Here is a 25,203-nt window from a genome sequence, read left to right on the forward strand (position 1 = left end):
CTCCTAGAATAAAGTTTGTTGTTCTGTAAGTGATAAGTTTGTTATTATATTATACTTTCTCAATGTTTCCATTACAGAATTATTGATTCCAGCTCTTTTCATTAAATCTTCTTGAGATGTAAATGCCTTTACTTGTCTAGCCTTTACTATATTAGTAGCAGCTATTTCTCCTAATTGGTCTATGCCTATAAAGGGGATTCTAATTTTCCCATCATTTATTATAAATGACCTTGCAGCAGATTTTTCTAAATCTACTGGCAATAACTCTATACCCCTGTAATGCATTTCTATTAAAATTTCAAGTAAGGCAAATTCTGCTTTATCATTTGCATTCTTATTCGCTATCATATCTAGTTCTTTTAAACGTTCTTTTAATTTTTCAACGGGTTTAAACATTTTACTCATGGTAAATGATGAAATTTTTCTATTTAAGTAAGCAGTATAAAATTCAAGTGGATAGTATACTTTAAAGTATGCAATTCTTATTGCCATCATAACATAGGCAACAGCGTGTCCTTTAGGGAACATATACTTAATTTTTTCGCATGATTCAATATACCACTCTTTTGCACCAGATTTACGCATTTCCTTTTTGTATTCTTCCCATTGTTCTTTTAATTTTGATGGTTTACCACGTCTTACAAATTCCATAATCTTAAATGCTAAACTCTTATCCATACCTTGTAAGATTAAATAGTTCATAATGTCATCTCTTACGGTAATAACTTCACTAAGACTTGCAACATTTGCATTAATATAGTCTTTTGCGTTATTTAACCAAACATCTGTACCATGTGATAATCCTGATATACGTACTAATTCAGTAAATGTTGTAGGTTTTGTATCTTTTAGCATTTCCTTAACAAAGTTAGTTCCAAATTCAGGTATTCCATTTGTCCCTAATTCAGTACCAATCTGTTCAGGTGTTACACCTAGTGCCTTTGTTGAGGTAAATAGGCTTAATACTTTGGGATCTGTTAGTGGTAATGTATATGGACTTATACCAGTTAAATCTTCTAATATTTTTAAGGTAGTTGGATCGTCATGTCCTAATATATCTAATTTAACAAGTTGTGCATCCATAACGTGATAATCAAAATGCGTAGTTGTAGAATCTGATGTTAAATCATTTGCAGGTTTTTGTATTGGTGTAAAGTCAAATACAGACATATCATTAGGAATTACAACCATACCACCAGGGTGTTGTCCTGTTGTTTTTCTAGTACCTTCTATTAATTTAGCTAGTCTAACTATTTCAGCCATATTTTTACTTAATTCATTTTTTAGTAAGGTATCTCTAAAGTTATCTTGTATTGGTGTATTTTCAAAAACACCAAATTTTTTTATAGATTCTTTCTTTAAAAAGTCTTTTAAAGTTTCTTCATAATATTTTTTAGCGTAACCTATTGCATTATTCTTTGCTGTTGTTGAAATTGTACCAGCTCTAAATACAAATTTTTTACCAAAAATTTCTTCAGTGTATTTATGAATTTCACTTTGATATTCACTAGAAAAATTAAGGTCTATATCTGGTACTTTTTCACCATTAAATCCCATAAATACTTCAAAAGGTATAGCGTGTCCATCACGTATATATTTTGTACCACATTTAGGACAATTCTTTTCTGGTAAGTCTACACCTGATGTTTCAAGATCATATATTTCAATATTTTTACATTCCTTATTAGGACATCTATAATGTGGTGATAAACCATTAACCTCAGTTATTCCCATTAAATATGCAACTATAGATGAACCAACAGATCCTCTTGAACCAACAAGGTATCCATTATCTACTGATTTTTTAACTAGTTTTTGAGCTATTAAGTATAGAACAGCAAACCCGTTATTTATTATTGCATTTAATTCTTTTTCTATTCTTTTTTTGATTAACTCAGGTATATTTTCACCATATAGTTCATATGCTTTATCATAGGTTAATTTTTTAACCATTTCCCTGTCACCATCAATTTTAGGTGGATAAAATCCACTAGGTATAGGTTGTATTCTATCAATACTATCAGATATATCATTTGTGTTTTCTACAACTATTTCATAAGCAACATCTTCACCCATATATTTAAACTCTTCTAACATATCAGTTGTAGTTCTAAAATGGGCATTAGCGTTATACTTAGCTGCTTTAAAATCTGCATTTGCAATTTGTAATACTGATTTTGACTTATACTCATACTGATGCATATACATGGTATTTCCAACAGCAACAACTTTTTTACCTAGTTTTTTACCAAGGGTATAGAAGTAACGATTCATTTCTTGTATTTGCTCTTCGCTACTAACTTCCCCCTCTTTTATTTCTTTTTCATAGCAACTAACAGGTAATAGTTGGATATAGTCATAGTATTTTGCTTTTTGTTCTATATATTCCTTAGGAAGACCTCTAAAGTATAGTTCAACTAATTCACCAGATTCATTAAAACCATATGATGGTGATGGTGAAATTAAAAAGTCTTCTCTATTTTCTGTTAGTATACTCTTAGGTATTCTTGGTTTAGAATTACCAAAATAGTCTAGGAATGATTCACTAATTAGCTTGTATAGTGTTTTTAATCCTCTTTTATTCTTAACTAGTATTGTAGTCTTTTTTACAGGTGCTATCTTATTATCTATATGTAGATTATTAACATCTTTTAGTGTATTAGCCCCCATTTTTATTACTAGTTCCATTAAGCACTTAAAAATTTTAGCTGTAACCTCAGCGTCATTTATCGCTCTATGGTGATGTTCATTTACTACACCAAATCTTTTACATAAGGCATCAAGATTAAATTTCTTTTGATCTGGTATAGTTAATCTTGCCCACTGTATAGTGTCGATATATTTAAAATTAACATCAATACCTAATTGTCTACTCTTTTCATACATAAATCCAACGTCAAATTTTGCATTTTGTGCAACTAGTGTAGCTTGACCTATGAACTCAAGAAATTCAGGTAGTATTTGTTCTATAGTTTTAGCGTTCTTAACATCTTCATTTGTTATACTTGTAAGTTGTGTTGTAAATTCTGATAAGGGTATTTCAGGGTTAATAAATACTGAATATGTATCTATTACATCAAAATTTTTAACCTTAACAGCCCCTATTTCTATTATCTTATCATTATATGGTGACAAACCAGTAGTTTCAATGTCAAATACTACATAGGTTTCATCTTTTATACTATTATCACTTGGATTTACAACTAATTGTTCAGCATCATCAACCATAAATGCGTCTACTCCAAATATGACCTTCATATTTTCACTACTATTATTGTATAGGAAGGGAAAAGCATGCACAACACCAATATCTGCTACTGCATATGAGGTGTATCCGATATGTTCTAGCATACTAGATAATTTCTTTGGATTTATATTCGCATACATTTCACTCATATTAGTCTTAATATTAAGTTCTACTCTTTTCTTAGGTGCAGTATCAACAATTTCATGGTTTGCAACACCTGTTTTAACTATACTTTTTGTATCTACATAATATTCTCTTGTATAGGCGTCATCTTTTTTGTAAGTCCCTTTTACAGTAACAATATCTCCTATTGAAATTCCAATATTGTCGTCTATATTATAGAATTTACGGCAAGATAATGAGGTATTGTAGTCAGTGATATAGAAAGTTAGAATCTTTTTAAAAAGACCAGTTCTAGTTTTAATTTCTTTTTCGACAATATCAAATACTTCACCACTAGATTCAATAAATTTACCAACAGATAAGTCTACTATTAAAACTTTTTCAGGTTCAACTTTCTTTTTTTCAACTACTTCTTTTTCTTTTTCCCCTTGTTCTTTAAAAGTAATAGATACTTTTCTATCGGGATAAATCTTTTCAATTTTTTTTCTCAATTCAATGTCTATCATATTATCTAAACATTCTTTGACTTGTAGTTTAGAAGGTAATTTAACTATGATACCACTAATGTCAGTAATTAGTTCATAGTTTAATAGAAGAGGCACTATACCAGGTTTTTCTAATGTCATTTGTGCTATAGTATATTTAATTACGTCAAAATAGCTAGCAGTTTTATCAAACTCTATGTAATATACTGTTTTATAACTATTTTCATATTCTGATAAATAGTTAGTGATAAGTCTATTTAATCTGAAAAAGTCATCTATCTTACTAGCATTTATTACTTTAATTTTAACTAATAGTTCATTAATATGTGAGGGAATAACCTTAACGGCTACAATTTCTAGACTATCTAGTCCAAAAGCCTTTTCTATTCCCTTATATGGTCTTATTATCTTTGTTCTTAACATTATTTCAACTTCTTATCTAATAATTCAAATACATATTCTCTATCTTCAGGATTATTTAAAAAATCTCTATTATCTACATTAATTACAATTAAATCAGAAAGATTATAGTGTTTAAAGTATTCCCTATAATTCTTATCAAGATTTTCCCAATATTGTCTTGGAACTATTTGTTCATAGTCTCTTCCTCTTTTTTTAATTTTAGCAACTGCACAGTCAACTGAAGTTTCAAGATATATCATAAGTCTTGGTTTTTCTACGTGTTCTAGCATGTTGTATAAAAGTTCTTCATATATATCAAATTCTTCCTGAGTCATAAATCCATCATGAACAAGCATTTTACTAAATATTACATCACCATAAATTGATCTATCTAAAACACAAGCATTCTTTTTACTTGCATCCTTTATCATTTTAAATCTTTTATTTAAAAAGAAAATTTGTGATGTAAAACTCCATCTATTCTTGTCATGATAAAATTTATCTAGTATAGGGTTATTGACTACAGGTTCTTCATAAAGATTTACTCCATAACGCTTCGCAATTAATCTACCTAATGTAGTCTTCCCAACACCTACAACACCTTCTATACATATAGTCCCCTTCATTATTTCCTCCTTAATTTTAATACTTTCAAAAAAATCTTTGTAATAACTCATATTTTCTCCTAAAAAAAAAGCCCAATATGGGCTATTATTATCTCTTTATACTTTGATTTGTTTTAGCACCAACAGATATTAGTTCTATTTTTGTTTCTAAATACCCTTCTATATATTCTATAAATCTTCTACAATTATATGGTAAATCATCATAATCAGTGATATTACTAATATCTTCATCCCAACCATCAAATTCTTTATATAGTATATTAATTTCCTTTGCTTCATCATAATTTATTGGATATACTTGGTAAATTCTTTCATCTATTTCATAACCTATAGCTATTTTTATCTTTTTTAATCCTGTTAGTACATCTAATTTTGTCATATAAAGGCTAGTTATACCGTTTATCATGCAACCATATTTTAGTATTACTAAATCAAGCCAACCACAACGTCTTGCAGCACCTGTTGCAGAAACATATTCATTACCTCTATCACGCAAAAAATTAGAAACTTGTCCAACAATTTCTGTTGGTAAAATTCCCTTATTTACTCTTGTACTATATGGTTTGAAAACACCTATAATATTTTTTAGCTTATTAGGTGCAACCCCTACTCCAACCATAACATCTGCTACAGTTGTAATATTTGATGAAATATCAGGATAAGTTCCAAAATTTACATCTAACATCATAGATTCTGATGCTTCAAAAAGTACTTTTTTACCTTCATTGATAGCTTTATTTATTTCACTTGTAGAATCAATTATTATATTTTTTAAATTCATTGCATAATCTTCATATTTTGAATTTATATATGAAAAATCTAAAACATCTTCGTTATAGCTTTTTAGAATTTCATTCTTTTCTTTAATATTATGCAGTAACTTATTAGAAAAAGTTTCAAGTGATAAAAGATCAGCCATTCTTATGCCGACTTTCATGAATTTATCTTCATTGCATAAGGCAACATTAGTCTTTTTATTACTCAAACTAGCTAATAAGTTGTGGTAAGGCATTATTAGTTGTGCTCTACCATCGATATATAGGTTATGTATAGTCTTACCTTCTTTTTCAAGAAAAGCTATTTCATCAAACAAACTTTCTATATCTATGAACATACCTGGTGCTAATATGCATTTCCCTTTAGTATTTAATATTCCTAAAGGTAACATATCTAGTCTATATTTTTTATTATCTAAATATGCAGTGTGTCCTGCATTATTACCACCTTGATAACGTACAACATAATCAGAGTCTTTTGCTATTTCACTGATTATTTTACCTTTACCTTCATCACCCCATTGTAGTCCCATTACTACATAGGTATTAAAATTTTCTTCCATATTAAATGTCCTTAACTATGATTTTAACATTCATCTTATCTTTTTTAGAAATAGTATTAATTTGATTTCTTATTGCTGTAATTATATTACCATTTCTACCTATAATTTTACCCATACATGATTTTTGAACATCTACATATATATTAAGGTTTTTACCTTGTGTTTCTTCTTTAATTTCATATTTGTCTTTATCTTGTATTAGTTCATCTATCCAAAATGAAACAGTTTTTAGATATTTACTCATTATATTACACCTTGCCATTCTCTTTTATCTATTATATCAATCTTTATACCATAGACTCTATATATTTTTTCTAACATTTCATCAATATCATTTAAAAAATGTGAATTTGTCAGTATTTTTACTATTCCATCAACATTATCCATAGTTCTAACATTTCCTATGCCCTCATATGCTTCTGTTATCTTGTTAACTATATCAATATTTTCTCTACCTACTCTTAAAATGTATTCATATTCAGTCATAATGTAGCTCCTTAATTAAAGTAATAAAGTCATCTATACTAAGCTGTTCTGCTCGTATATTTTTATTTATTTTTGTTTCAAGTAAATCTTTATCAAAATATCCTTTTAAATTATTTACTAAGGTCTTTCTCTTATTTGAAAAAGCTAATTTCAAGAAATTAAAATATTTTTTACTATCAATTTTATCTTCATACTTATCACTTTTTCTAACAGAAAGCTTAATAAATGCAGAATCTACCTTAGGTTTTGGAGTGAAATATTCTTTATTAACCGTAAATAGGTATTCTGACTCACAAAAAAAGTTTACAGAATGTGTTAATATACTAACATCATCATTACTACATATTCTTTGAGCGACTTCTTTTTGTACCATTAAGTATATTTCATCTATTTTATCTCTATTTTCAATTAATTTTTGCAAGATAGGTGAAGTAATATAGTACGGAATATTAGCAATAACCTTTAAATGATCACCACTTATTTTAGCTTTCATAAAGTCCTCATGACACAAGTTAAAATTAGTGTAGCTTGAGAACTTATTTGTTAAATATGGTATCAAATCATCATCAATTTCATATGACGTTACACTTTTTGAATTATCAATCAACATACCAGTTAGAAATCCTCTACCTGGACCTATTTCCAATACTGAACTTGTATCTTTATCTAATGAAATTACAGATTCAATTTTTTCTAAAAGCTCTTTATCATCTAAAAAATTTTGACCATACTTTTTCTTAAATTTATGATTATTCTTTGTTTTCATGTATATCTAAAACACAAACATATGGTATGTTTCTGTATTCTTGCTTATAGTCTAATCCATAACCAGATACAAATTCATCAGGTATATCAAAGCCTATATATTGAACATCAACATCTGCTTGTCTTCTTTCTTCTTTATTTAATAAGGTACAAAGTATAACCTTCTTGGGTTCACGTTTACCTATCATTTTTAATATTTTCTTTAAAGTTAATCCAGAGTCTATTATATCTTCAACTACAAGTACATTCTTACCTCTTACACTGTGTTCAAGGTCCTTTATTATCTTTATCTCTCTAGATGTAGTAAAATTATCTCCATAACTTGAAATTTCCATAAAGTCCATAGTTAATGGTAATTTAATTTCTCTTACTAAGTCTGACATAAATACAACAGAACCTTTTAAAATTCCAACCACTACAAAAGGAGCGTCATCATCCTTATAGTCATTAGTAATTTGTTCACCTAATTCTCTTACTCTAGTCGCTATTTGTTCCCTAGAAATTAGTGTTTTAACAATGTGTTCTTCCCAATTCTTAGCCATCTTTCTCCTCAATTCCAATTTATTTTTTTAATTATATCACAATTATACATTTTTGTCATTTGAATATATTCCAAAAAAAGAGCCTTTACTCATCATGCTTCTGCACTAAGGAAGTACTCTCTTTAATGGTATATTAGCACAAAACACTAACGTGTGCAAGTATTTTTGCTAACTTTATTCTTTATTTAAATTTAAATATACAATAGCTAAAACTAATACAGTCGCAGATATCAATTGTATTACACTCAAGTAGTGTTTAAATACTAATGCTTCTACTACAACCGATGTTAGTGGATATGCTAATTCGCAAATAGTAGCATATGTAGCCTTTGTTGTTATCATTCCTTTATAGTATATTATTAACCCAATCAAACTATACACTGCAATTATTACTGTTAATATATAGATGTTTGAATTACTAAAGTACTGCTTGCATGAAGCAATAGTATTTAGTGGGAATAATAGAAGGATGAAAAATGTTATAATACTTGTAAATAGGAATCTATAAAATGTTGTGGTCAAAAAAGAATGTTTAGATACTATTTTTTTACCAAAAACTGTTGAACTACCAAACGATACTGCTGCTATGAATGAATAAATAGCTGCTTGTAAATTTTGTTTAGGTAAAGATAAAGGATTTTTAAGTCCAAATATCAATAAGTATAAAGCAACTAAAGTAATTACAAGTATAATATAGAACTTTTTCTTAGGTCTTTCCTTAAGCAGAATATATGCAAGTATAATTGCAAATATTGGTTGTGATTTTTGTATTAGTGTTACCATACTTAAACTAAAATTACTTAATTGTAATGCTTTAACTATAGCTAAAGTCCCTATACATCCTCCAAATAAGGAAATTAGTCCATAATATATGAAGTCATTCTTTTTAAAAGTTTTTAAATATTTGTATTGTCTCCAAAATAGAATTGATAGAATTATAGTTGGTACAAAATGTGACATAAATACAATAAATCTAACATCAAAAAAACCATACATAAAGTATCTAGGTGTTAAAAGTACACCATCTATACCCCACATAGTAGCTCCTATTGTAATTAAAAGCCAACCGTAGTTCACCTTACCACCTCTTTCATTAAAATATATTTTTATGATATAATAAACCATATTAAAAAACAAGGAGGAAAAATGAAATTATTTTTATTAACATTAATATCTAGCCTTATTACAGCTATTTTTGTCATTATTCTTTTAATTATACTTAGTATATTAATATTTAAAATGTCACATAATGACAAAAAAGAAGATAAGTGTAAACCTAAAAAGGCAAAAACCATATTAATTACTTTAGAAGATTTTAAATATGATACAGAAAAAAATCCATTAAAACAAAGCTCTAGTTTTGATGTACTTTATGCAAAATTAAATGATATATTGAATAATAAGAAAATAGAGAAAATAATTCTTGATATTGATAAAATGAAACTTTCTATGGTTCAGGTTGAAGAACTTTACCCCCTATTTAAAAAATTAAATAAGGAAAAAGAAGTAATTGCTATATCAACAATGTATACAAATAATAGCTATTATACAGCTCTATTAGCAAATAAGATATATCTAGAAAATACAATTAATTCTACCCTATTATTACAAGGATATTATAGAAAGATAAGTTACTTAAAAGGACTATTAGATAAAGTAGGAATAGATGTAAAAGCTATACATATAGGTGATTACAAGGCTATGGGTGAAAATTATACAAGAAAATCTATGAGTCCTAATTTAAAAGAAAATTTAACAAAAATTTTTGATGAGAGATTAAATAACTTCATATCTTTTGTAAAAGAAAGAAGAGGTGTAGATATATCAAATGAACTATTAGAAGGTGAATATTTCTTTAATTACTCTGAAAAATTAATAGATGGTAGAATGAATAAAAATAAGCTTCTAGATGATGACTATCTAATAGATATTACAAATTACAATTTTAAAGAAAAGAAAAATAAATCAAAAAATGTAATAGGACTAATTAGTCTTGAAGGTCAAATTTCTAAGAAAGGTTTATCTTTAGAAGAAGTAGAATACAAGATTGATAAGATAAATGAAATAGATAATTTAAAAGGCTTAGTAATAGAAATTGATTCTCCAGGTGGTTCTGCTTATGAATCAAGTTTGATATATAGCTATATAAAAGAAAATGTACAAGTACCTATATTTGTTTCAATGAAAGATGTATGTGCATCTGGTGGATACTTTATTGCATCAACTGCTAAAAAAATGTTTGCAAATAGTAGTACAATTACAGGGTCTATAGGTGTTGTTAGTATATATCCAACATATTCAAAATTAGCTAAAAAATTAGATATCAATTATTCAGGTTTAGAAAAAGGAAAGACACTAGAATATGGTAATCTTTATGAACATTTATCATTTGATACTATAGATAGAATATATGATCATATGAATGGTGTGTATAGAGAATTTAAAAATGTTGTAATTAAGGCAAGACATATGTCTGATAGAAGATTAGAAAATATTGCTGGAGGACGTGTATTTATTGCAAAAGATGCAAGATACAACGGTCTTGTTGATGGTATAAAAAATATAGGTGAAGTTATAGAAGAAATGCAAAAATACTTAAATCTTCCTGATTATAGACTAGTTAAAATTAATAAGAAATTTAATGTTAAAACATACATCAAATCTAGTATTCCACTTTTAAAATATGATGAGTATTTAAATAAGCCTTTACTACTATTTGATGAAACTATATATTAAAATAGGGGTCGCCCCCTATTTTTTCTTAGATAATTTTTTTAGTATCTCTTTCATTAATTTACCACTATCTCTAACTTCATTAATTTCTTCATCAGTAATGTAGTCTTCAATTTTTAACTTTACATAGCCTAGTGCTTCAAGTGCTAACTTAATTTCATTTTTAACAATATGAAGTTTAAATGTATTAGTTTCACTAGCCTCAATATCATCTAGCTTATCTTTTAGTTCTATTATTAATTTTTGAGCCTTTTTAACTCCTAATCCATTAACTTTTGATAGCATCTTATAGTCATCACTAAGAACCATACTCGAAATTTCACCTGGAGTATATACAGATAAAATTGCAAGTGCAATTTTAGGTCCTATACCACTAACAGATATTACTTTTTTAAATATACTACGTTCTGTTATAGTCTTAAAACCATATAATCTCATGTCATCTTCTTTTACATGTAGATATGTGTATAATTTTTCAAATGAGTTAATTTCATTTAAATTTTCATATGTCTTAAAAGGTATGTATAATATATATCCTACTCCATTAACATCGATGCAAGCATAGTCAAGTGCCTTTGTTACTAAATTACCACTTATGTAATCGTACATCTAAATCAGTCCTTTTTAATATTATTTTTGCTTTGTTATAGAAACTATCTGCATCTGATGATGTGTACAATACAAGTCCACCTTTATCTTCTTTTACTTGTAATTTTTCAACAGCTTTTTTTGCTGGATCAATTAGTTTAGCATTAGGGAATACTTCTAATATTACATCCTTTAAAAGTGGAAAATGTGTACAACCTAATATCATATAGTTAATATTAATACCTTTTAAATTTTCTTCTAAAACTTTTTTTGCACCAATCTTATCCATATTTTCAGCACATTTTACAAGTTCTGGTAGTGCAACCTTATTTTTTATTCTATCTTTTAAAAGTGCATCATAGGCATTTGAGTTTATAGTAGCTTGTGTTGCAATTAGTGTTATATCCTTTATATCATTTTGAATTATATACTCAGATATAGGTTTAATTACACCTATTATAGGGATGCTATATTCTTTTTCTAGTGTAGGTAACATTGTTGCACTAGCTGTATTACATGCTATTATTACTTCTGTAACATTATTTTCCAAAAAGAAATCAAATATTTGTCTACCATAGCCTATAAGTTCTTCGGTAGACTTTGTACCATATGGAAAGTTTAGTGTATCAGCAAAATATACTATTCTTTCATCTTTATACTTTTCTAGTACATATTTTAATACACTCAAGCCACCAAGACCTGAATCAAATATTCCTATTGCCATTATATCTTAAACAACTCCTTTATTTTCTTAGCAACTGCACTGTCTTTATTGTATCCAGCTTCTTCTATATCTGTTAGGAATTTTTTTAATTCTTCACTAGCATTAGACATAACATAGCCTTTTTTTACTTCTCTTAACATTTCAACATCATTAAAACCGTCACCAAATGCAACTGCTTCATCTAAGTTAAATCCTTTAAGTTCTGCTATTTTCTTTAAAGCGATACCTTTACTTGCATTTTTGCTAAAAACTTCATAACAAAATGGTAATGTAAATGCTGAATTAAATCTATCTCCAAATTTTTCTTGTAAGTGTTTTTGCAGATTAACTAATTCATCATGATTACCGAAGAAGAAAAATTTTGATACACCTTTTGTATTTATATCATTTTTACCAGAATATATGTACTTCCAACTTTCTTCAACCCATTCATTTAATCTATGACCCTTATCAATTTTATCATGTAAAAGCCATTTTTCTTCACATATTGTATTTAATATTATATCTTTTCCAAATTGCTTATAGTCTAAATTTAATATATACTCACACACATTACTATCAAGATTATATCTAAATAGTTCTTTATTATCGCTATCAAATAGTGTTGCACCATTTGATGTTATCATAGGAAGATCAAGTCCCAAATCCAATTTAACACGATACGCATCATAATACGATCTACCAGTTGCTAATATTATATTAACACCTCTATTGTATAGTTGTACCAATGTTTCTTTTGTAAAATCATCTACCTTATGATTAGTGTTTAAAAGTGTTCCATCTAAATCTGTAATTATTGTTTTGTACATTTAACCTCCTATTAATTCATTCAAAAAAATATATATACAATGCTTAATTGACACATTATTTTTCAAACTATTTTTTAAATTTGTAAGATATATTAACTTATTTATTTGTATATTCTGACTAGCAACTATTAGTATACGATTTAAAAATTCTTTTGCATAAGCCCTATCTAGTGTAATGTCACAAATATCTTGTATTACATCTAGTTTATTAATAGCATTTTCAAACTTTAAATTAAAAACAATATATCTAATTGCTAGTTCATACTTTATTTTACTAACAAGATTAGTCTTGTCATCAAAATATTCTTTAATATTTAAACTTACCTCATTGTTATCACTTATGTTGTATATAGATATATCCTTTATATCAGATGATAAAAACTCTTTTATATATCCCTCATTTCCATCAAACAAATGATATATATCCTCGCTACATTCAAACCTTTTTGGTCTTATATACATATTAATAGAACGAGAAACAATAGTTTTAGGTAAGTATTCTACTTTCTTTATTAAAAGCAAGAAATATGTATCCTTAGGTGGTTCTTCTATTATTTTTAATAAGGCATTTATAGCTTCATTTCTAATATTTTCTAAATTAAGTATAAAGACCTTGATACCAGAATAAGAACTCTTACTTGCATTTGAAATTATATCCCTTACATTATCAATTTTAATATTTTCATAGTACACTATATCTTCACTAAATATATTTAAGTTTAAGTCTTTGAAAATTTTCTTTGAAAAATCAAGGGCATAATCTTTTAAATTAACTCTTTCATCAGAGTGTAATAAATATGTGCTAGAAATCATATATTAATTTTCCTTTACTTGCAATGTTTTGATTAGTTTTTGATTATCAAACGCATAACCTCCACCTAATACTACAGCATCAAGTGGTGCTTTTGAAACAAATACTTTAACTCTAACCTCACTTGCAATTAAATCAGCAAATCCCTTTATTAATGCTCCTCCACCTGTCATTACTATACCATTTTCTAATAAATCGGCTGCTAATTCTGGTGGGCATTTTTCAAGAACTTCTTTTGCTGTATTAACTATTGCATAAAGCGAATTTTTCATAGCTTCATAGATTTCATTTTCACTAATTTCTAGACTTTCAGGAGTACCTAAGTCAATATTTAAACCTTTAACAGGCATCTTTTTAGGGTTTTCTTTAGGTAGTGCTGTTGCTAAATTCTTTTTAATATTTTCTGCTGCTCTTTCTCCAATTTGTAAGCTATACTTATTCTTTATATATCTAACTATGTCATTATCAAAAGTATTACCAGCAATTCTAATTGATCTTGATGCTATTACTTCATTTAATGATAAAATAGCAATATCAGTTGATCCACCACCTATGTCAACAACCATGTGACCAGAAGGTCTAGATATATCTATTCCAGAACCTATAATAGCTGCTCTACCTTCTTCTATAATATATATCTTCTTAGCTCCAATTACAGAATCAAATAGTGCTTTTCTTTCAACTGATGTAACTTCTAATGGTACACATATCATTACTTCTGGTTTAAATATAGCATGTCCATATATTTTAGTTATGAAATAGTTTAACATTTCTTTTGTAACATCAAGATCTGCAATTACACCATCTTTTAATGGTTTAATTGCAAGTATACTGTCTGGAGTTTTTCCCAACATTTCTCTTGCATCATGACCAACAGCTATAACTTTACGAGTTTTTTTATCTAGTGCAACTACTGATGGTTCATTTAAAACTATTTTTTCTCTTTGTCTATCATAGATTAATACATTAGCAGTTCCAAGATCTATTGATATACTTTTTTTAATTCTTAGCATTCTAAAAAATTTTCTTATACTCATTATTTGTCGCTAATATTTATTCCAAGCTTAGCTAACTCCTCTCTTATTTTATCAGATAGATTATATATTTTTTGATTTCTTAACTCATTACGAACATTTTTTAATAGAGTTATTAAATTATCAACTATATCATTATCGTCTTTTTTCTTTATTGGTAAGTTAATACCTAAGATATTCAACATTTCAACTAGTGCATTATATGCTTCTTCTACATTTACATCATCATTTAAAAGCTTATTTACACTCTTAGTAAAAATTGAAATATATGATAAGGCTTTAGGAGTATTTAAATCATCTTCTAATGAGCTAATAAAGTTAGATTTAAATTCTTTAATTAAATTATCTAGAACCTCAGGTTTAACTCCCTTGTTATATGATTTAAATTTTTCCATTGTAGTTGTAAGCCTATCTAGTGTTTTTTTAGATATATCAAGGTCACTATATGAAAAGTTTAGATTTTTTCTATAATGACAAGTTAGTATGAAGTGTCTTATTACATAGCCTTCATATTTTTCTAATACATCTTTTAAAAGCATAAAATTACCTAAAGACTTACTCATTTTTTCTGAATTTATTGTAATATAGCTATTATGCATCCAATAATTAACAAATTCAGCACCACCTGTAATACCACATATACTTTGTGCTCTTTCATTTTCATGATGAGGGAATATTAAATCTTGTCCACCAGCATGTATATCAATTCTATCACCTAAATATTTATGAATTAAAGCACTACATTCAATGTGCCAACCAGGTCTACCTTCTCCAAAGCTTGATTTGAAATATGGTTCATTCTCCTTTTTACCCTTCCATAAAACAAAGTCAAAAGGATTCTTCTTATTTTCATCAACTTCTATTCTAACACCTTGATTTAATTCGTCAAGTTTTTGTTTAGATAATTTACCATAATCTTTGAATTTATCAATAGAAAATACAATATCATTATCTTTTTTGTATGCATAACCTTTATCTATTAACTTTTGTATTAAATTTTTAATTTCATCTAAATTTTCTGTTACAGTTGGTCTTATTATCCCTGGATAAAGATTTAGTTTACTTGTATCTTCCATAAAGGCATTTATATATTTTTTTGTTATTTCTTGACAAGAACTCTTTTCTTCATTAGCTTTTTTAATTATCTTATCATCAATATCTGTAAAATTTTGTACATAAGTTACCTTATATCCCTTATATGTCAAAAGTCTAGCTAATACATCGAATACGATTATAGGGCGAGTATTACCTATATGAATATAGTTATATACTGTTGGACCACAAACATACATTTTTACTTCATTTTCTTTTAATGGTATAAATTCTTGTATAGAATTTGTAAGAGTATTGTATATTTTCATATATTTTCCTTTCTATTTTAAGGTTACAACTGTACAACCATGTCCACCTTCATTTTGTTCTGCATCTTTAAATTCTTTTACATATGGAGAAGTTTTTAAATACTCACGTATTTTTTGTCTTAAAACCATAGTTCCTTTACCATGTACGATATATACTAGTGTATATCCAGTAAGTACTGCCTTATCTAGAAAACTTTCTATATCATGTATAGCCTCTGATGCTATCATACCACGTACATCAATTTCAGTCTTTGAATCACTTCTCTTGTAAATTACTGTACCCTTAGGTTTAGTATTCTTATGTTTTAATTTAATTGCATCAGCTATAGGTATGACCATTTTTAGTATACCCGCTTGAACTTGTAAGGAAGCCTTTGTATCTAATATTTTAATTATTTTTGCAGTCTTATTTAAAGACTTAACTAGAATTTCTTCTCCTACGCTAAATCCAGTATCTTTTATCTTAATCTTACTTGGTTTACTTGATTTTTTCTTATCTTCAATTATTGAGTTATATAGCATATTTATACTTCTTTGAGTATCTTTTACATTTTGTTTACTTGCATCTTCTTGATTAATTTTTTCAATTAATGCCTTAGCTTTTGCCTGCATATTACGTATATACTCATCTGCTTTTTTAATACTTTCATTAAGTATTTCTTCTTTTTGATATTCTAAATCAAATATCTTTTTATTATATTCTTCCTTCTTTTCATTAAGTTCTTCAGTTAAAGCTCTTACTTTTTCATTTGCAAGTTCTAAATCCTCATTTTGCTTCTTTATTGCTTGCAACATTTTTTCAACTTTTTTGTTATCTTCACTGATATAGCTTTTAGCATTTTGTATAATATCATCAGATATACCATACTTTTTAGCAATAATTAAAGCATTACTTTCACCTGGTATACCTTCAATTAATCTGTATGTAGGTGCTAAAGTTTTAACATCAAATTCCATTGATGATGTCTTTATACCTTGATTATTGTATGCATGAGCCTTAACTTCACTATAGTGTGTTGAAATTATTCCATAACATCCCATATTATTTAAATAGTCGATTATAGACATAGCAAATGCTGCACCTTCTATAGGATCTGTTCCTGAACCTAATTCATCTAGAAGTATTAAAGACTTACTAGTAGAGTCTTTTAAAATATTAGCTATAGAGCTTACATGTGATGAAAAAGAAGATAAATTTTGTTCTATACTTTGTTCATCCCCTATATCTGCTAATATTCTATCAAACATTAATATTTGAGAACTTTCATCACTAGGTATAGGGATACCTGATAATGCCATAATTGAAAGTAGACCTGCAACTTTTAGTGTTACAGTCTTACCACCAGTATTTGGTCCTGTTATTAACATTAAACTACTTTTTTCATCAATACTAAAACTAATAGGAACTACCTTATCTTTAGGTATAAAGGGATGACGTGCATTAACTAATTTAAATGTACCCTTAGTTAAAATTTTAGGAACTGTGCAGTCATGATTATGTGAAAAGATAACTTTAGCATTTAAAAAGTCTAATCTTTTTAATGTTTCGTTTATACTTAAAACTTCTTCCTTTTTACCACGAATATATTCAGTAATTCTAATTAATATTTTTCTTATTTCTTCTCTTTCACGTGCCTCATATTCACGTAGTCTATTATTTAACGATACTATACCTAAAGGTTCTAGATAAGTAGTATTTCCTGTTGATGATTTATCGTGTTCTATTCCTTTTATTAACCCCTTAAAATCTGTTTTAACAGCCAGAACATATCTATCATTTCTTGTTGTTATGAACTTTTCTGCTATTGCATTAGAAAACTTAGGATCATTTATATATCCTTCTAGTTTATCTTTAATAGTTTCGTTTATTATATGTTTTTGCTTTCTAACATCTTTTAATAAAGGTGAGGCAGTTTCTAATATATTCCCATCATCGTCTATTATATCATTTAAAACAGTTTCTAAATCTTTTGTATCTATACTAGATACAAATAAGTCATAAATTCTTTTGTACTTATCACGAACGTTTTTAGCACGACTCTTACATTTACGATAAAGAATAATATCCATTCTAATATTAGAAAGATCTACAGTTTCAAGATATGAGCCTAAAATTTCAAGAGACTTTAATGGTGTATCTATATCCTTAATTACCTCTATGCTAAATCCATCATCGTACTTGTAGAAATCTATCATATCTAGCATTAGACTGAGTTCTTCTTCTAATTTTTCCTTAGAAGTATATAAGGTTAGGTCTAAAAACTTTTCTTTTGTGCTATTTAAAATAGCATAATCTATTAATTCATTTTTTATTTTATAATACTCTAGTATATCTTCATATGTTTTCATTTTTTCCCCTTTAATAAGCCAAAAAATTCTAGTATTCTCTCAAATATATTTAGTTTTCTTGTACTTGTTTTAGAAATTAAATATATTGTTGTAATTAATTTATTATTCTTACTATATATTTTAAGTTCACCCACACGTTGATTTTTCTTTATACTTCCTTTTAAGTTGTACATATGTTCTTTTATTACATAGTCAGTGTTGTAGTAATAGAAGTCTTCGTCAATTAAGGCTTCTACATACTTTTCCTTAGAGTATTTAACTCTTACTACACCATAAGTACTTCCTTTTTCTAAGTAACGTTTAACTTTATTTAAATATTCATTAGTTAAAAATTCTTGACTAGAAAATTTTTCTTTATTACTTTCATCATTTAATGATACATTTATTAGGTTAACACCATGGATATTAAATGCACCTATCATATTAAAACCTGATAACTTATGATATCCAGTTTTAAGACCAAAGTTACCATTTTCACCTAATAATTTATTACGATTATAGTAAAAATATCCATTAATATTTATCTTTTTTAATTTTGCCCATTCTATTATTTCTTTATACTTTAAAGCTTCAAGTCCCATTATACCTAAATCTTTTGCAGTTGATACATCAAGAGGCAATTGGGTATATTTTGTTGGAAGACCTGTTGGAGTATAAAAGGTAGTGTTTTTCATACCTAGTTGTTTGGCTTTTTCATTCATCTTTTTTATGAACTCATCTACATTGTTATTCGAAACATACATTGCAACTGCATATGCTGCATTATTTGCTGAATGAACAATTTCTGCTTTTAATAAGTCTTCAAGTTTTATCTTATCATTTACATCCATTTTTATGCTTGTTTCTTTAATTAAGGTCATGGGTTTTGATATATTAACATAATCTTCTAATGAAACCTTCTTTTCTTTTACGGCATCCAATGTAACCATAATATTCATAAGCTTAGTTAAAGATGCAATAGGTCGTAGTTGCTGCTCATCATATTTATATGACACAAAATTCGTATCAGTTATACTATATGCACTAGTATACGAAAACGTAGTGTATGTACAAAGTGTAAAAAGCATAGCATATATTTTTTTATTGAACATTTTAGCACTTTTCCCTTTCTTTATACTTTATAATTATTTTACCATATATTGACAGTATGTACAAGATATGCTATTATATCTTGTACGCATGGTATAGGTCGCTAATACCTAGACAGCGAAAATAATTACGGAGGTGAACATGATGTTTGCAGTAATAAAAACTGGTGGAAAACAATATAAAGTTGAAGTTGGGTCAGTTTTAAAAGTTGAAAAATTAGCCACTGAAGTTAATTCAGATGTTGTATTTGATGAAGTATTAATGATAGATGGAAAAATAGGAACTCCATTTGTTGAAGGTGCTAAAGTAATTGCAACAGTTAAAGCTCATGACAAGCTTAAAAAGGTTATCAACTTTAAATATGACAAGAAGACATACTACAGAAAAAAAGGTCATAGACAACAATATACTTTAATTGAAATAAAAGAAATACAAGGTTAGTACTAATGATAAATGTTTTATTTAAGACTTCTAATTCAAAGATTCTATCTTTTGAAATTAAAGGTCATGCTAACTTATCTAATCTAGGAACTGATATTGTTTGTTCTGCTGTTTCATCTACTACTCTAATGACTATTAATGGGATTATTGAAATACTTCATTTAAACCCTAAATATGTAATAGATGAAGGATATACTCTATGTGATTTAAGTAATACTGATGTAGATAAATGTCAAGATTTTCTAAAGTCATATTATGTATTTATAGAAGAGCTAGCAAGTGAGTATCCTAAAAATATAAAGTTTAAAGTAATGGAGGTATGAAAAATGTTATTAAAGTTAAACCTACAAATATTTGCCTCAAAAAAAGGACAAGGGTCTACAAGAAATGGTAGAGATTCTAATCCTAAATATTTAGGAATTAAAAAATATGATGGTGAATTTGTAAAAGCTGGTAATATCATAGTTAGACAAAGAGGAACTAAATTCCACAAAGGTACTAACATGGGCTTAGGTAAAGACTATACTTTATTTGCCTTAATAGATGGTTATGTAAAATTTGAAGACTACGGAAAAGGTAAAAAGAAAGTAAGTATATACGAAACTAGATAAAATAAAGCGAGCTTAGGCTCGTTTTTTTATAGGTGATTTATGAATAATAAAGAAAAAATGAAGTATATTTTAACCTTAATGGAGAAAAAATATGGTCACCCAAAGGTGTTTTTAAACTATACTACTGAGTATCAATTAATGGTTGCTGTAATTCTATCAGCACAGTGTACAGATAAAAGGGTGAATATAATTACAAAAGAATTGTTTAAATATATCAAGACTCCTTTTGACATGGAAAATATGGATATTAATACTCTAAAACAATATATTTTCTCCTGCGGTTTCTATAACAACAAAGCAAAAAATTTAAAACTAAACGCACATGAATTAATTACACGATTTAATGGTGTACTCCCACATAATATGGATGATCTTTTATCCCTATCAGGTATAGGTAGAAAAACTGCCAATGTCCTTTTATACGATCTATGGGATATTTCAGTAGGTATTGTAGTAGATACTCATGTAAAAAGACTTTCAAATGAATTAGGTTTTTCTAAAAGTAAGAATCCTGAAATAATAGAAAAAGATTTAATGAAAATTACTCCAAAAAAATATTGGGGCTTACTTTCAAAGTACTTTATACTACATGGACGGCAAAAATGTACAAGTGATTGTGAAATATGTGCATTAAAAAAGAAGATATGATATCTTCTTTTTTTGTGCCTTATACTGCAACATCAAATTTAATTACTGGATGTGACTTATACCCTATTAATCTAATATCAGAGAAAGTTAATTCGTCAAATGGCTTATCATTAATCTCAATTTTAGGTAGTGGATATTCTTCTCTTTCTAATTGTTCCTTTAACCCTTCAATATGGTTTACATATATATGTGCATCAATTATTGTATGTGAAAATTCACCTAATTCATATCCACATTCTTTTGCAATCATCATAGTTAAAAGTGAATAACATGCTAAATTAAAAGGTATTCCTAGTGCAATATCGCCACTTCTTTGTGTTAAATGACAGTTAAGTTTGTTACCTAATACACAAAATGCAAAAGTATAGTGACAAGGTGGTAATTTTGATATGGTTGCATTAGCTGGATGCCATGCACTTACAACTAATCTTCTACCATTCATTAATTCAGGATTTTTTTTCATTTCCTTTAATGTCCCTATTATATACCCAATTTGATCAAAAACTAATTGACCATTTTCTTCTCTTTTTGTGTACTTATTAGTCTCGTCTACAAATACCTCACCAGGTAAACTAACTTCTGGAACTGGATATCTTCTCCAAAATCTTCCATAAGCTGTTTCTAATTCTCCATTTTCATTTGCCCAAGCATCCCATATTTTAGACTTTTTTCTAAATTCTTTAATATGTTCTTCACCACTTAAATACCAAAAAAGTTCATGTAACATAGAATTAAAATACATTTTTTTTGTTGTTAATAGAGGATAACCATCATTTAGATTAACTCTATATGAATATGAAAATACTGATAATGTATCTACTCCTGTCCTTGTCTTTTTTCTTACTCCATTTTCTAATACATATCTTACAAGTTCCTTATACACCCTCATTTATCTAACCTACTTTCAAATATATTTATTACATTTTCCATTAAACAAGCTACTGTCATTGGTCCTACTCCACCTGGAACAGGGGTAATATATGAAACAGATTCTAAATCTATCTCATTAATATTAACATCACCACAAAGTTTGCCATTTACTCTATTTATTCCAACATCTATTATGCATACACCTTTTTTTAATTTATGATGCTTATTTATTAAATTAGGATAACCTGCTGCTGTTATTAATATGTCAGCATTAGCAATTTTCTCATCAATATTTTTTGTTTTTGAATGACAAACTTGAACTGTTGCCGATAAATTCGTTAGCATTATACTAAGAGGCTTACCAACTATATTACTCCGTCCGATAATTACAACATCTGCACCAGCTATATTTACTCCATATTCTTCTAGTAATTTAATAACTCCAACAGCTGTACATGGACGTATCCCACTTTTATTTAACATCATTTTACCAAGGTTTATAGGGGTAAAACCATCAACATCTTTTCTATAGTCTATATATGATGATATTTCAATTTGATCTAAATGCTTAGGAAGTGGTAGTTGTAATAGTATGGCATCAACATCTGGGTTATTATTTTCCTTTCGTATTACTTCTATTAATTCCTCTTTTTGTGTATTAGAAGGAAGTATTATGGTATTAGATTTGATTCCAACTTTTTTGCAAGCATTTTCCTTATTCCTAACATATATTTTAGATGCATCATCATCACCTACTAGTATTACGGTTAATGTTGCGGGTCTATTAATTTTTGCTTTTAATATCTCATGCTTTTCTTTAAGAGCCATTAAAAGATTATTGGCTACTTTTTTACCATCAATTATCATAAAACTCCTTTAATAAAAAAGGTTCACAAAATGTGAACCTTATCTATATGCTATATATTTTTTACTTGTTCTACTAATTTTGCAAATTCACTTGCATTATTAACAGCTAAGTCAGCTAATACTTTTCTGTCTAGAGAAATGTTAAGCTTCTTTAAACCATTCATGAATTTTGAATAAGAAATTCCATTTAATCTTGATGCAGCATTTATTCTTATTATCCATAGTTCTCTCATTGTTCTCTTCTTTAATTTTCTATGTTCAGTAGAGAATGCCATCGCTCTTCTTACAGCTTCATTAGCTTTTCTGAAATTAGTCTTTCTTGTTCCTTTAAATCCTTTAGCTTCTTTTAATATTTTCTTATGTCTTTTTCTTCTTACTATTCCTGTTCTTACTCTTGCCATATTTTATCTTCCTCCTATCTTCCTTGGCTTACTGCTAATAGTTTTGAAACTTTCTTAGCAGCTCCTGCTGAAATTACGTAATCTTGTCCTAAACCTTTCTTTCTCTTATGAGTCTTCTTAGTTAAAATATGACTTTTACCTGAGTGTCTTATTACAAATTTTCCGCTTCCTGTTATTTTAATTCTTTTTTTTGCACCTCTATGTGTTTTCATTTTTGGCATAATTTTTTTCCTCCTTATTTTTTAGGTGATAACATTATATATTTTTGTATTTGTTCTTTACCATATTTCTTTTCGACTATTGCTATATCATCAAATTGTTCTGCAAATTCGTCTAAAACTTTTATAGATGAATCAACGTGTAATCTTTCTCTTCCAGATAATTTTAAACTAACTTTAACCTTATATTCTTTTTCTAAGAATTTTGTTATTTGTGCAACCTTAGTTTGCTTGTCATGTTCATCTATATGAGGTTTAATACGCAACTCTTTAACAACGATGTTTTTTTGCTTCTTCTTATTTTCTTTTTCCTTTTTTGTCTTTTCATATCTGAATTTACCATAATTCATAATTTTACAAACGGGCGGAACAGCGTTTGGAGATAATTCAACTAAGTCTAAATTATTTTCCATTGCAATTTCTAGTGCTTCTCTTGGTGACATTACCCCAATTAATTCACCATCTTCACCAATTACCCTTATTTCTCTACATCTAATTTCTTCATTAATTCTGATTCCATCAGATTTGTTAGTTCCTTTAATACAGAACACCTCCTAAAATTAAAAAAAACAAGATATTAAACCTTGTTTCTCACACAATCAAAAATACTACAAATTACTTGTAATATATATCAATTAACAATAACCAGACTCATTTAAAAAATGGAAAGGTGAGAAATCAATGTTTCTTCTTCACAAATACTATGTTAATGATATACTATTTTCTTTATTTTGTCAAGCAGTTATTTAAAGCTTGTATCCTTGTTCCTCTAGGAACTTTTTATTCTTTCTCCACTTCTTATTAACCTTAACCCATAATTTAAGATTAATCTTCATGCCTATTAAGTTTTCTATTTCTTTTCTAGACTTTATTCCTATCTCTTTAATTAACCTACCATTTTCACCTATTATTATCCCCTTTTGTGATGTTCTTTCTACATAAATATTGACATCATAATGGCGTATATTAGGTAATGTTTTAACATTAATTATCTCTACTGCTACACTATGTGGTATTTCATCACGTGTTAGCTGTAGTATTTTTTCTCTTATAACCTCTATTACTATCTTATTAACTGGCATATCAGTATAGTAATCTTCTGGATAAAACCATACATTACTTGATAAATATTTCTTACATAAATCAAATATTCTTTGTATACCTATACCATATTCAGCAGTTATTGGAATAATATCTACAAAGTCACTGCCTAGTTTTTCCTCTATTTCTTTTTTCTTTTCTTCAATTTCTTGATCAGTCATCTTATCAGACTTATTTATTATCACAGCACAAGGTGTATTTACTTTTTCAATATTTTCTCTAACAAATTGATCACCTGTACTAATGGTTTCTGTTCCGTCTAGTATAAAGAGTATTAAATCAGCTTCTTCTAAAGATTCTAGTGCTGTATTTGTCATATACTCACCTAATAGGTGTCTAGGTTTATGTATACCAGGGGTGTCAACAAAAATATATTGACACTCCCCTATATTTGTAATTCCCCTTATTTTATCTCTTGTTGTTCCTGACTTATCAGAAATTATTGATAATTTTTCATTTATTAATTTATTCATTAAAGTTGATTTACCTACATTAGGTCTACCAACTAGTGAAATAAATCCTGATTTCATTAA

27 protein-coding genes are annotated in these 25,203 nt (G+C 27.7%); 5 read left to right on the top strand and 22 right to left on the bottom strand.

What is annotated here, in order from left to right; all coding sequences use genetic code 11:
- Positions 1-3: 3 nt before the first annotated feature.
- From VC03_RS03460 to VC03_RS03495, 8 genes are all read right to left on the bottom strand, one after another.
- Positions 4-4,278: a PolC-type DNA polymerase III gene (locus VC03_RS03460; protein WP_046328685.1), complete on the bottom strand. Its 4,275-nt coding sequence runs from the start codon at positions 4,276-4,278 to the stop codon at positions 4-6.
- Positions 4,278-4,934 carry a deoxynucleoside kinase gene (locus VC03_RS03465; RefSeq protein ID WP_084710352.1) on the bottom strand — a complete coding sequence of 219 codons (657 nt, stop codon included), beginning with the start codon at positions 4,932-4,934 and terminating at the stop codon, positions 4,278-4,280. The genes VC03_RS03460 and VC03_RS03465 overlap by 1 nt, the downstream gene beginning before the upstream one ends.
- A gap of 37 nt (positions 4,935-4,971) precedes the next feature.
- Positions 4,972-6,222 (bottom strand): adenylosuccinate synthase, encoded by a 1,251-nt coding sequence (locus VC03_RS03470; RefSeq protein ID WP_046328686.1) that lies wholly within the window; start codon positions 6,220-6,222, stop codon positions 4,972-4,974.
- A 1-nt stretch (position 6,223) separates the two neighbouring features.
- The gene (locus VC03_RS03475) at positions 6,224-6,466 is read right to left on the bottom strand and encodes a KH domain-containing protein (RefSeq protein ID WP_046328687.1); all 243 of its coding nucleotides are present in this window, start codon (positions 6,464-6,466) and stop codon (positions 6,224-6,226) included.
- A complete protein-coding gene (locus tag VC03_RS03480; protein ID WP_046328688.1) occupies positions 6,466-6,708 on the bottom strand; it encodes a DUF4911 domain-containing protein in 243 nt (80 codons plus the stop codon). The genes VC03_RS03475 and VC03_RS03480 overlap by 1 nt, the downstream gene beginning before the upstream one ends.
- Entirely contained in the window at positions 6,701-7,474 is a 774-nt protein-coding gene (gene rsmA, locus VC03_RS03485) for a 16S rRNA (adenine(1518)-N(6)/adenine(1519)-N(6))-dimethyltransferase RsmA (protein ID WP_046328689.1), read from the bottom strand. Before rsmA ends, VC03_RS03480 begins: the two co-directional genes overlap by 8 nt.
- Positions 7,458-8,015 carry a hypoxanthine phosphoribosyltransferase gene (gene hpt / locus VC03_RS03490; protein ID WP_046328690.1) on the bottom strand — a complete coding sequence of 186 codons (558 nt, stop codon included), beginning with the start codon at positions 8,013-8,015 and terminating at the stop codon, positions 7,458-7,460. The genes rsmA and hpt overlap by 17 nt, the downstream gene beginning before the upstream one ends.
- A 174-nt stretch (positions 8,016-8,189) precedes the next feature.
- Entirely contained in the window at positions 8,190-9,092 is a 903-nt protein-coding gene (locus tag VC03_RS03495) for a DMT family transporter (RefSeq protein ID WP_237223904.1), read from the bottom strand.
- 69 nt (positions 9,093-9,161) lie between these two features.
- Here VC03_RS03495 and VC03_RS03500 point away from each other — a divergent pair, with 69 nt between their 5' ends.
- Positions 9,162-10,751, top strand: coding sequence for a S49 family peptidase (locus tag VC03_RS03500; RefSeq protein ID WP_046328692.1), 1,590 nt, complete (start codon positions 9,162-9,164; stop codon positions 10,749-10,751).
- A gap of 15 nt (positions 10,752-10,766) precedes the next feature.
- On the opposite strand, the gene ruvA is transcribed toward VC03_RS03500, so the two are convergent.
- Genes ruvA through VC03_RS06585 form a run of 8 tightly spaced genes read right to left on the bottom strand, consistent with a single transcriptional unit; the run spans position 10,767 to position 19,515 of the window.
- Positions 10,767-11,357, bottom strand: coding sequence for a Holliday junction branch migration protein RuvA (gene ruvA, locus VC03_RS03505; RefSeq protein ID WP_046328693.1), 591 nt, complete (start codon positions 11,355-11,357; stop codon positions 10,767-10,769).
- Positions 11,335-12,060, bottom strand: a complete 726-nt coding sequence (gene murI, locus VC03_RS03510) for a glutamate racemase (protein ID WP_052727682.1) — start codon at positions 12,058-12,060, stop codon at positions 11,335-11,337. Before murI ends, ruvA begins: the two co-directional genes overlap by 23 nt.
- Positions 12,060-12,869: a Cof-type HAD-IIB family hydrolase gene (locus tag VC03_RS03515; protein ID WP_046328694.1), complete on the bottom strand. Its 810-nt coding sequence runs from the start codon at positions 12,867-12,869 to the stop codon at positions 12,060-12,062. The genes murI and VC03_RS03515 overlap by 1 nt, the downstream gene beginning before the upstream one ends.
- Positions 12,870-13,682: a DNA polymerase III delta subunit-related protein gene (locus VC03_RS06580; protein ID WP_052727683.1), complete on the bottom strand. Its 813-nt coding sequence runs from the start codon at positions 13,680-13,682 to the stop codon at positions 12,870-12,872. It abuts the gene before it with no gap.
- A 3-nt stretch (positions 13,683-13,685) separates the two neighbouring features.
- Positions 13,686-14,693, bottom strand: a complete 1,008-nt coding sequence (gene mreB, locus VC03_RS03525) for a rod shape-determining protein (protein WP_237223906.1) — start codon at positions 14,691-14,693, stop codon at positions 13,686-13,688.
- 23 nt (positions 14,694-14,716) lie between these two features.
- The gene (gene cysS / locus VC03_RS03530; protein WP_046328696.1) at positions 14,717-16,075 is read right to left on the bottom strand and encodes a cysteine--tRNA ligase; all 1,359 of its coding nucleotides are present in this window, start codon (positions 16,073-16,075) and stop codon (positions 14,717-14,719) included.
- A 12-nt stretch (positions 16,076-16,087) separates the two neighbouring features.
- Entirely contained in the window at positions 16,088-18,424 is a 2,337-nt protein-coding gene (locus VC03_RS03535) for an endonuclease MutS2 (RefSeq protein WP_046328697.1), read from the bottom strand.
- A complete protein-coding gene (locus tag VC03_RS06585) occupies positions 18,421-19,515 on the bottom strand; it encodes a D-alanyl-D-alanine carboxypeptidase family protein (RefSeq protein ID WP_052727684.1) in 1,095 nt (364 codons plus the stop codon). Before VC03_RS06585 ends, VC03_RS03535 begins: the two co-directional genes overlap by 4 nt.
- 142 nt (positions 19,516-19,657) lie before the next feature.
- On the opposite strand from VC03_RS06585, the gene rplU reads away from it, so the two are divergent.
- Genes rplU through VC03_RS03560 form a run of 4 tightly spaced genes read left to right on the top strand, consistent with a single transcriptional unit; the run spans position 19,658 to position 21,213 of the window.
- On the top strand, positions 19,658-19,954 hold the full coding sequence (rplU, locus tag VC03_RS03545; RefSeq protein WP_046329280.1) for a 50S ribosomal protein L21: 297 nt from the start codon (positions 19,658-19,660) through the stop codon (positions 19,952-19,954).
- 5 nt (positions 19,955-19,959) lie between these two features.
- Entirely contained in the window at positions 19,960-20,277 is a 318-nt protein-coding gene (locus tag VC03_RS03550; RefSeq protein WP_046328698.1) for a ribosomal-processing cysteine protease Prp, read from the top strand.
- 3 nt (positions 20,278-20,280) lie between these two features.
- Positions 20,281-20,565 (top strand): 50S ribosomal protein L27, encoded by a 285-nt coding sequence (gene rpmA / locus VC03_RS03555; RefSeq protein ID WP_046328699.1) that lies wholly within the window; start codon positions 20,281-20,283, stop codon positions 20,563-20,565.
- A gap of 39 nt (positions 20,566-20,604) precedes the next feature.
- Positions 20,605-21,213: an endonuclease III domain-containing protein gene (locus VC03_RS03560; RefSeq protein ID WP_046328700.1), complete on the top strand. Its 609-nt coding sequence runs from the start codon at positions 20,605-20,607 to the stop codon at positions 21,211-21,213.
- Between the two features lie 19 nt (positions 21,214-21,232).
- Here VC03_RS03560 and thyA read toward each other — a convergent pair whose 3' ends face one another.
- From thyA to era, 6 genes are all read right to left on the bottom strand, one after another.
- The gene (gene thyA / locus VC03_RS03565; RefSeq protein WP_046328701.1) at positions 21,233-22,102 is read right to left on the bottom strand and encodes a thymidylate synthase; all 870 of its coding nucleotides are present in this window, start codon (positions 22,100-22,102) and stop codon (positions 21,233-21,235) included.
- Entirely contained in the window at positions 22,099-22,950 is an 852-nt protein-coding gene (locus VC03_RS03570; RefSeq protein WP_046328702.1) for a bifunctional 5,10-methylenetetrahydrofolate dehydrogenase/5,10-methenyltetrahydrofolate cyclohydrolase, read from the bottom strand. Before VC03_RS03570 ends, thyA begins: the two co-directional genes overlap by 4 nt.
- A 50-nt stretch (positions 22,951-23,000) precedes the next feature.
- A complete protein-coding gene (gene rplT, locus VC03_RS03575) occupies positions 23,001-23,351 on the bottom strand; it encodes a 50S ribosomal protein L20 (protein WP_046328703.1) in 351 nt (116 codons plus the stop codon).
- Between the two features lie 14 nt (positions 23,352-23,365).
- A complete protein-coding gene (rpmI, locus tag VC03_RS03580; protein ID WP_046328704.1) occupies positions 23,366-23,572 on the bottom strand; it encodes a 50S ribosomal protein L35 in 207 nt (68 codons plus the stop codon).
- A gap of 14 nt (positions 23,573-23,586) precedes the next feature.
- Entirely contained in the window at positions 23,587-24,120 is a 534-nt protein-coding gene (gene infC / locus VC03_RS03585) for a translation initiation factor IF-3 (protein ID WP_046328705.1), read from the bottom strand.
- Positions 24,121-24,315: 195 nt separating this feature from the next.
- Entirely contained in the window at positions 24,316-25,200 is an 885-nt protein-coding gene (gene era, locus VC03_RS03590; protein ID WP_046328706.1) for a GTPase Era, read from the bottom strand.
- Between the last annotated feature and the right edge of the window lie 3 nt (positions 25,201-25,203).

Source organism: Sneathia vaginalis (assembly GCF_000973085.1).
In the GTDB taxonomy this organism is placed as follows: Bacteria; Fusobacteriota; Fusobacteriia; order Fusobacteriales; family Leptotrichiaceae; genus Sneathia; species Sneathia vaginalis.

What these genes read in the sequence shown, in the direction of transcription:
- VC03_RS03460 (WP_046328685.1), bottom strand. Translation starts at nt 4,278, where the DNA reads ATGTTAAGAACAAAGATAATAAGACCATATAAGGGAATAGAAAAGGCT.
- VC03_RS03465 (WP_084710352.1), bottom strand. Translation starts at nt 4,934, where the DNA reads ATGAGTTATTACAAAGATTTTTTTGAAAGTATTAAAATTAAGGAGGAA.
- VC03_RS03470 (WP_046328686.1), bottom strand. Translation starts at nt 6,222, where the DNA reads ATGGAAGAAAATTTTAATACCTATGTAGTAATGGGACTACAATGGGGT.
- VC03_RS03475 (WP_046328687.1), bottom strand. Translation starts at nt 6,466, where the DNA reads ATGAGTAAATATCTAAAAACTGTTTCATTTTGGATAGATGAACTAATA.
- VC03_RS03480 (WP_046328688.1), bottom strand. Translation starts at nt 6,708, where the DNA reads ATGACTGAATATGAATACATTTTAAGAGTAGGTAGAGAAAATATTGAT.
- rsmA (WP_046328689.1), bottom strand. Translation starts at nt 7,474, where the DNA reads ATGAAAACAAAGAATAATCATAAATTTAAGAAAAAGTATGGTCAAAAT.
- hpt (WP_046328690.1), bottom strand. Translation starts at nt 8,015, where the DNA reads ATGGCTAAGAATTGGGAAGAACACATTGTTAAAACACTAATTTCTAGG.
- VC03_RS03500 (WP_046328692.1), top strand. Translation starts at nt 9,162, where the DNA reads ATGAAATTATTTTTATTAACATTAATATCTAGCCTTATTACAGCTATT.
- ruvA (WP_046328693.1), bottom strand. Translation starts at nt 11,357, where the DNA reads ATGTACGATTACATAAGTGGTAATTTAGTAACAAAGGCACTTGACTAT.
- murI (WP_052727682.1), bottom strand. Translation starts at nt 12,060, where the DNA reads ATGGCAATAGGAATATTTGATTCAGGTCTTGGTGGCTTGAGTGTATTA.
- VC03_RS03515 (WP_046328694.1), bottom strand. Translation starts at nt 12,869, where the DNA reads ATGTACAAAACAATAATTACAGATTTAGATGGAACACTTTTAAACACT.
- VC03_RS06580 (WP_052727683.1), bottom strand. Translation starts at nt 13,682, where the DNA reads ATGATTTCTAGCACATATTTATTACACTCTGATGAAAGAGTTAATTTA.
- mreB (WP_237223906.1), bottom strand. Translation starts at nt 14,693, where the DNA reads ATGCTAAGAATTAAAAAAAGTATATCAATAGATCTTGGAACTGCTAAT.
- cysS (WP_046328696.1), bottom strand. Translation starts at nt 16,075, where the DNA reads ATGAAAATATACAATACTCTTACAAATTCTATACAAGAATTTATACCA.
- VC03_RS03535 (WP_046328697.1), bottom strand. Translation starts at nt 18,424, where the DNA reads ATGAAAACATATGAAGATATACTAGAGTATTATAAAATAAAAAATGAA.
- VC03_RS06585 (WP_052727684.1), bottom strand. Translation starts at nt 19,515, where the DNA reads ATGTTCAATAAAAAAATATATGCTATGCTTTTTACACTTTGTACATAC.
- rplU (WP_046329280.1), top strand. Translation starts at nt 19,658, where the DNA reads ATGTTTGCAGTAATAAAAACTGGTGGAAAACAATATAAAGTTGAAGTT.
- VC03_RS03550 (WP_046328698.1), top strand. Translation starts at nt 19,960, where the DNA reads ATGATAAATGTTTTATTTAAGACTTCTAATTCAAAGATTCTATCTTTT.
- rpmA (WP_046328699.1), top strand. Translation starts at nt 20,281, where the DNA reads ATGTTATTAAAGTTAAACCTACAAATATTTGCCTCAAAAAAAGGACAA.
- VC03_RS03560 (WP_046328700.1), top strand. Translation starts at nt 20,605, where the DNA reads ATGAATAATAAAGAAAAAATGAAGTATATTTTAACCTTAATGGAGAAA.
- thyA (WP_046328701.1), bottom strand. Translation starts at nt 22,102, where the DNA reads ATGAGGGTGTATAAGGAACTTGTAAGATATGTATTAGAAAATGGAGTA.
- VC03_RS03570 (WP_046328702.1), bottom strand. Translation starts at nt 22,950, where the DNA reads ATGATAATTGATGGTAAAAAAGTAGCCAATAATCTTTTAATGGCTCTT.
- rplT (WP_046328703.1), bottom strand. Translation starts at nt 23,351, where the DNA reads ATGGCAAGAGTAAGAACAGGAATAGTAAGAAGAAAAAGACATAAGAAA.
- rpmI (WP_046328704.1), bottom strand. Translation starts at nt 23,572, where the DNA reads ATGCCAAAAATGAAAACACATAGAGGTGCAAAAAAAAGAATTAAAATA.
- era (WP_046328706.1), bottom strand. Translation starts at nt 25,200, where the DNA reads ATGAAATCAGGATTTATTTCACTAGTTGGTAGACCTAATGTAGGTAAA.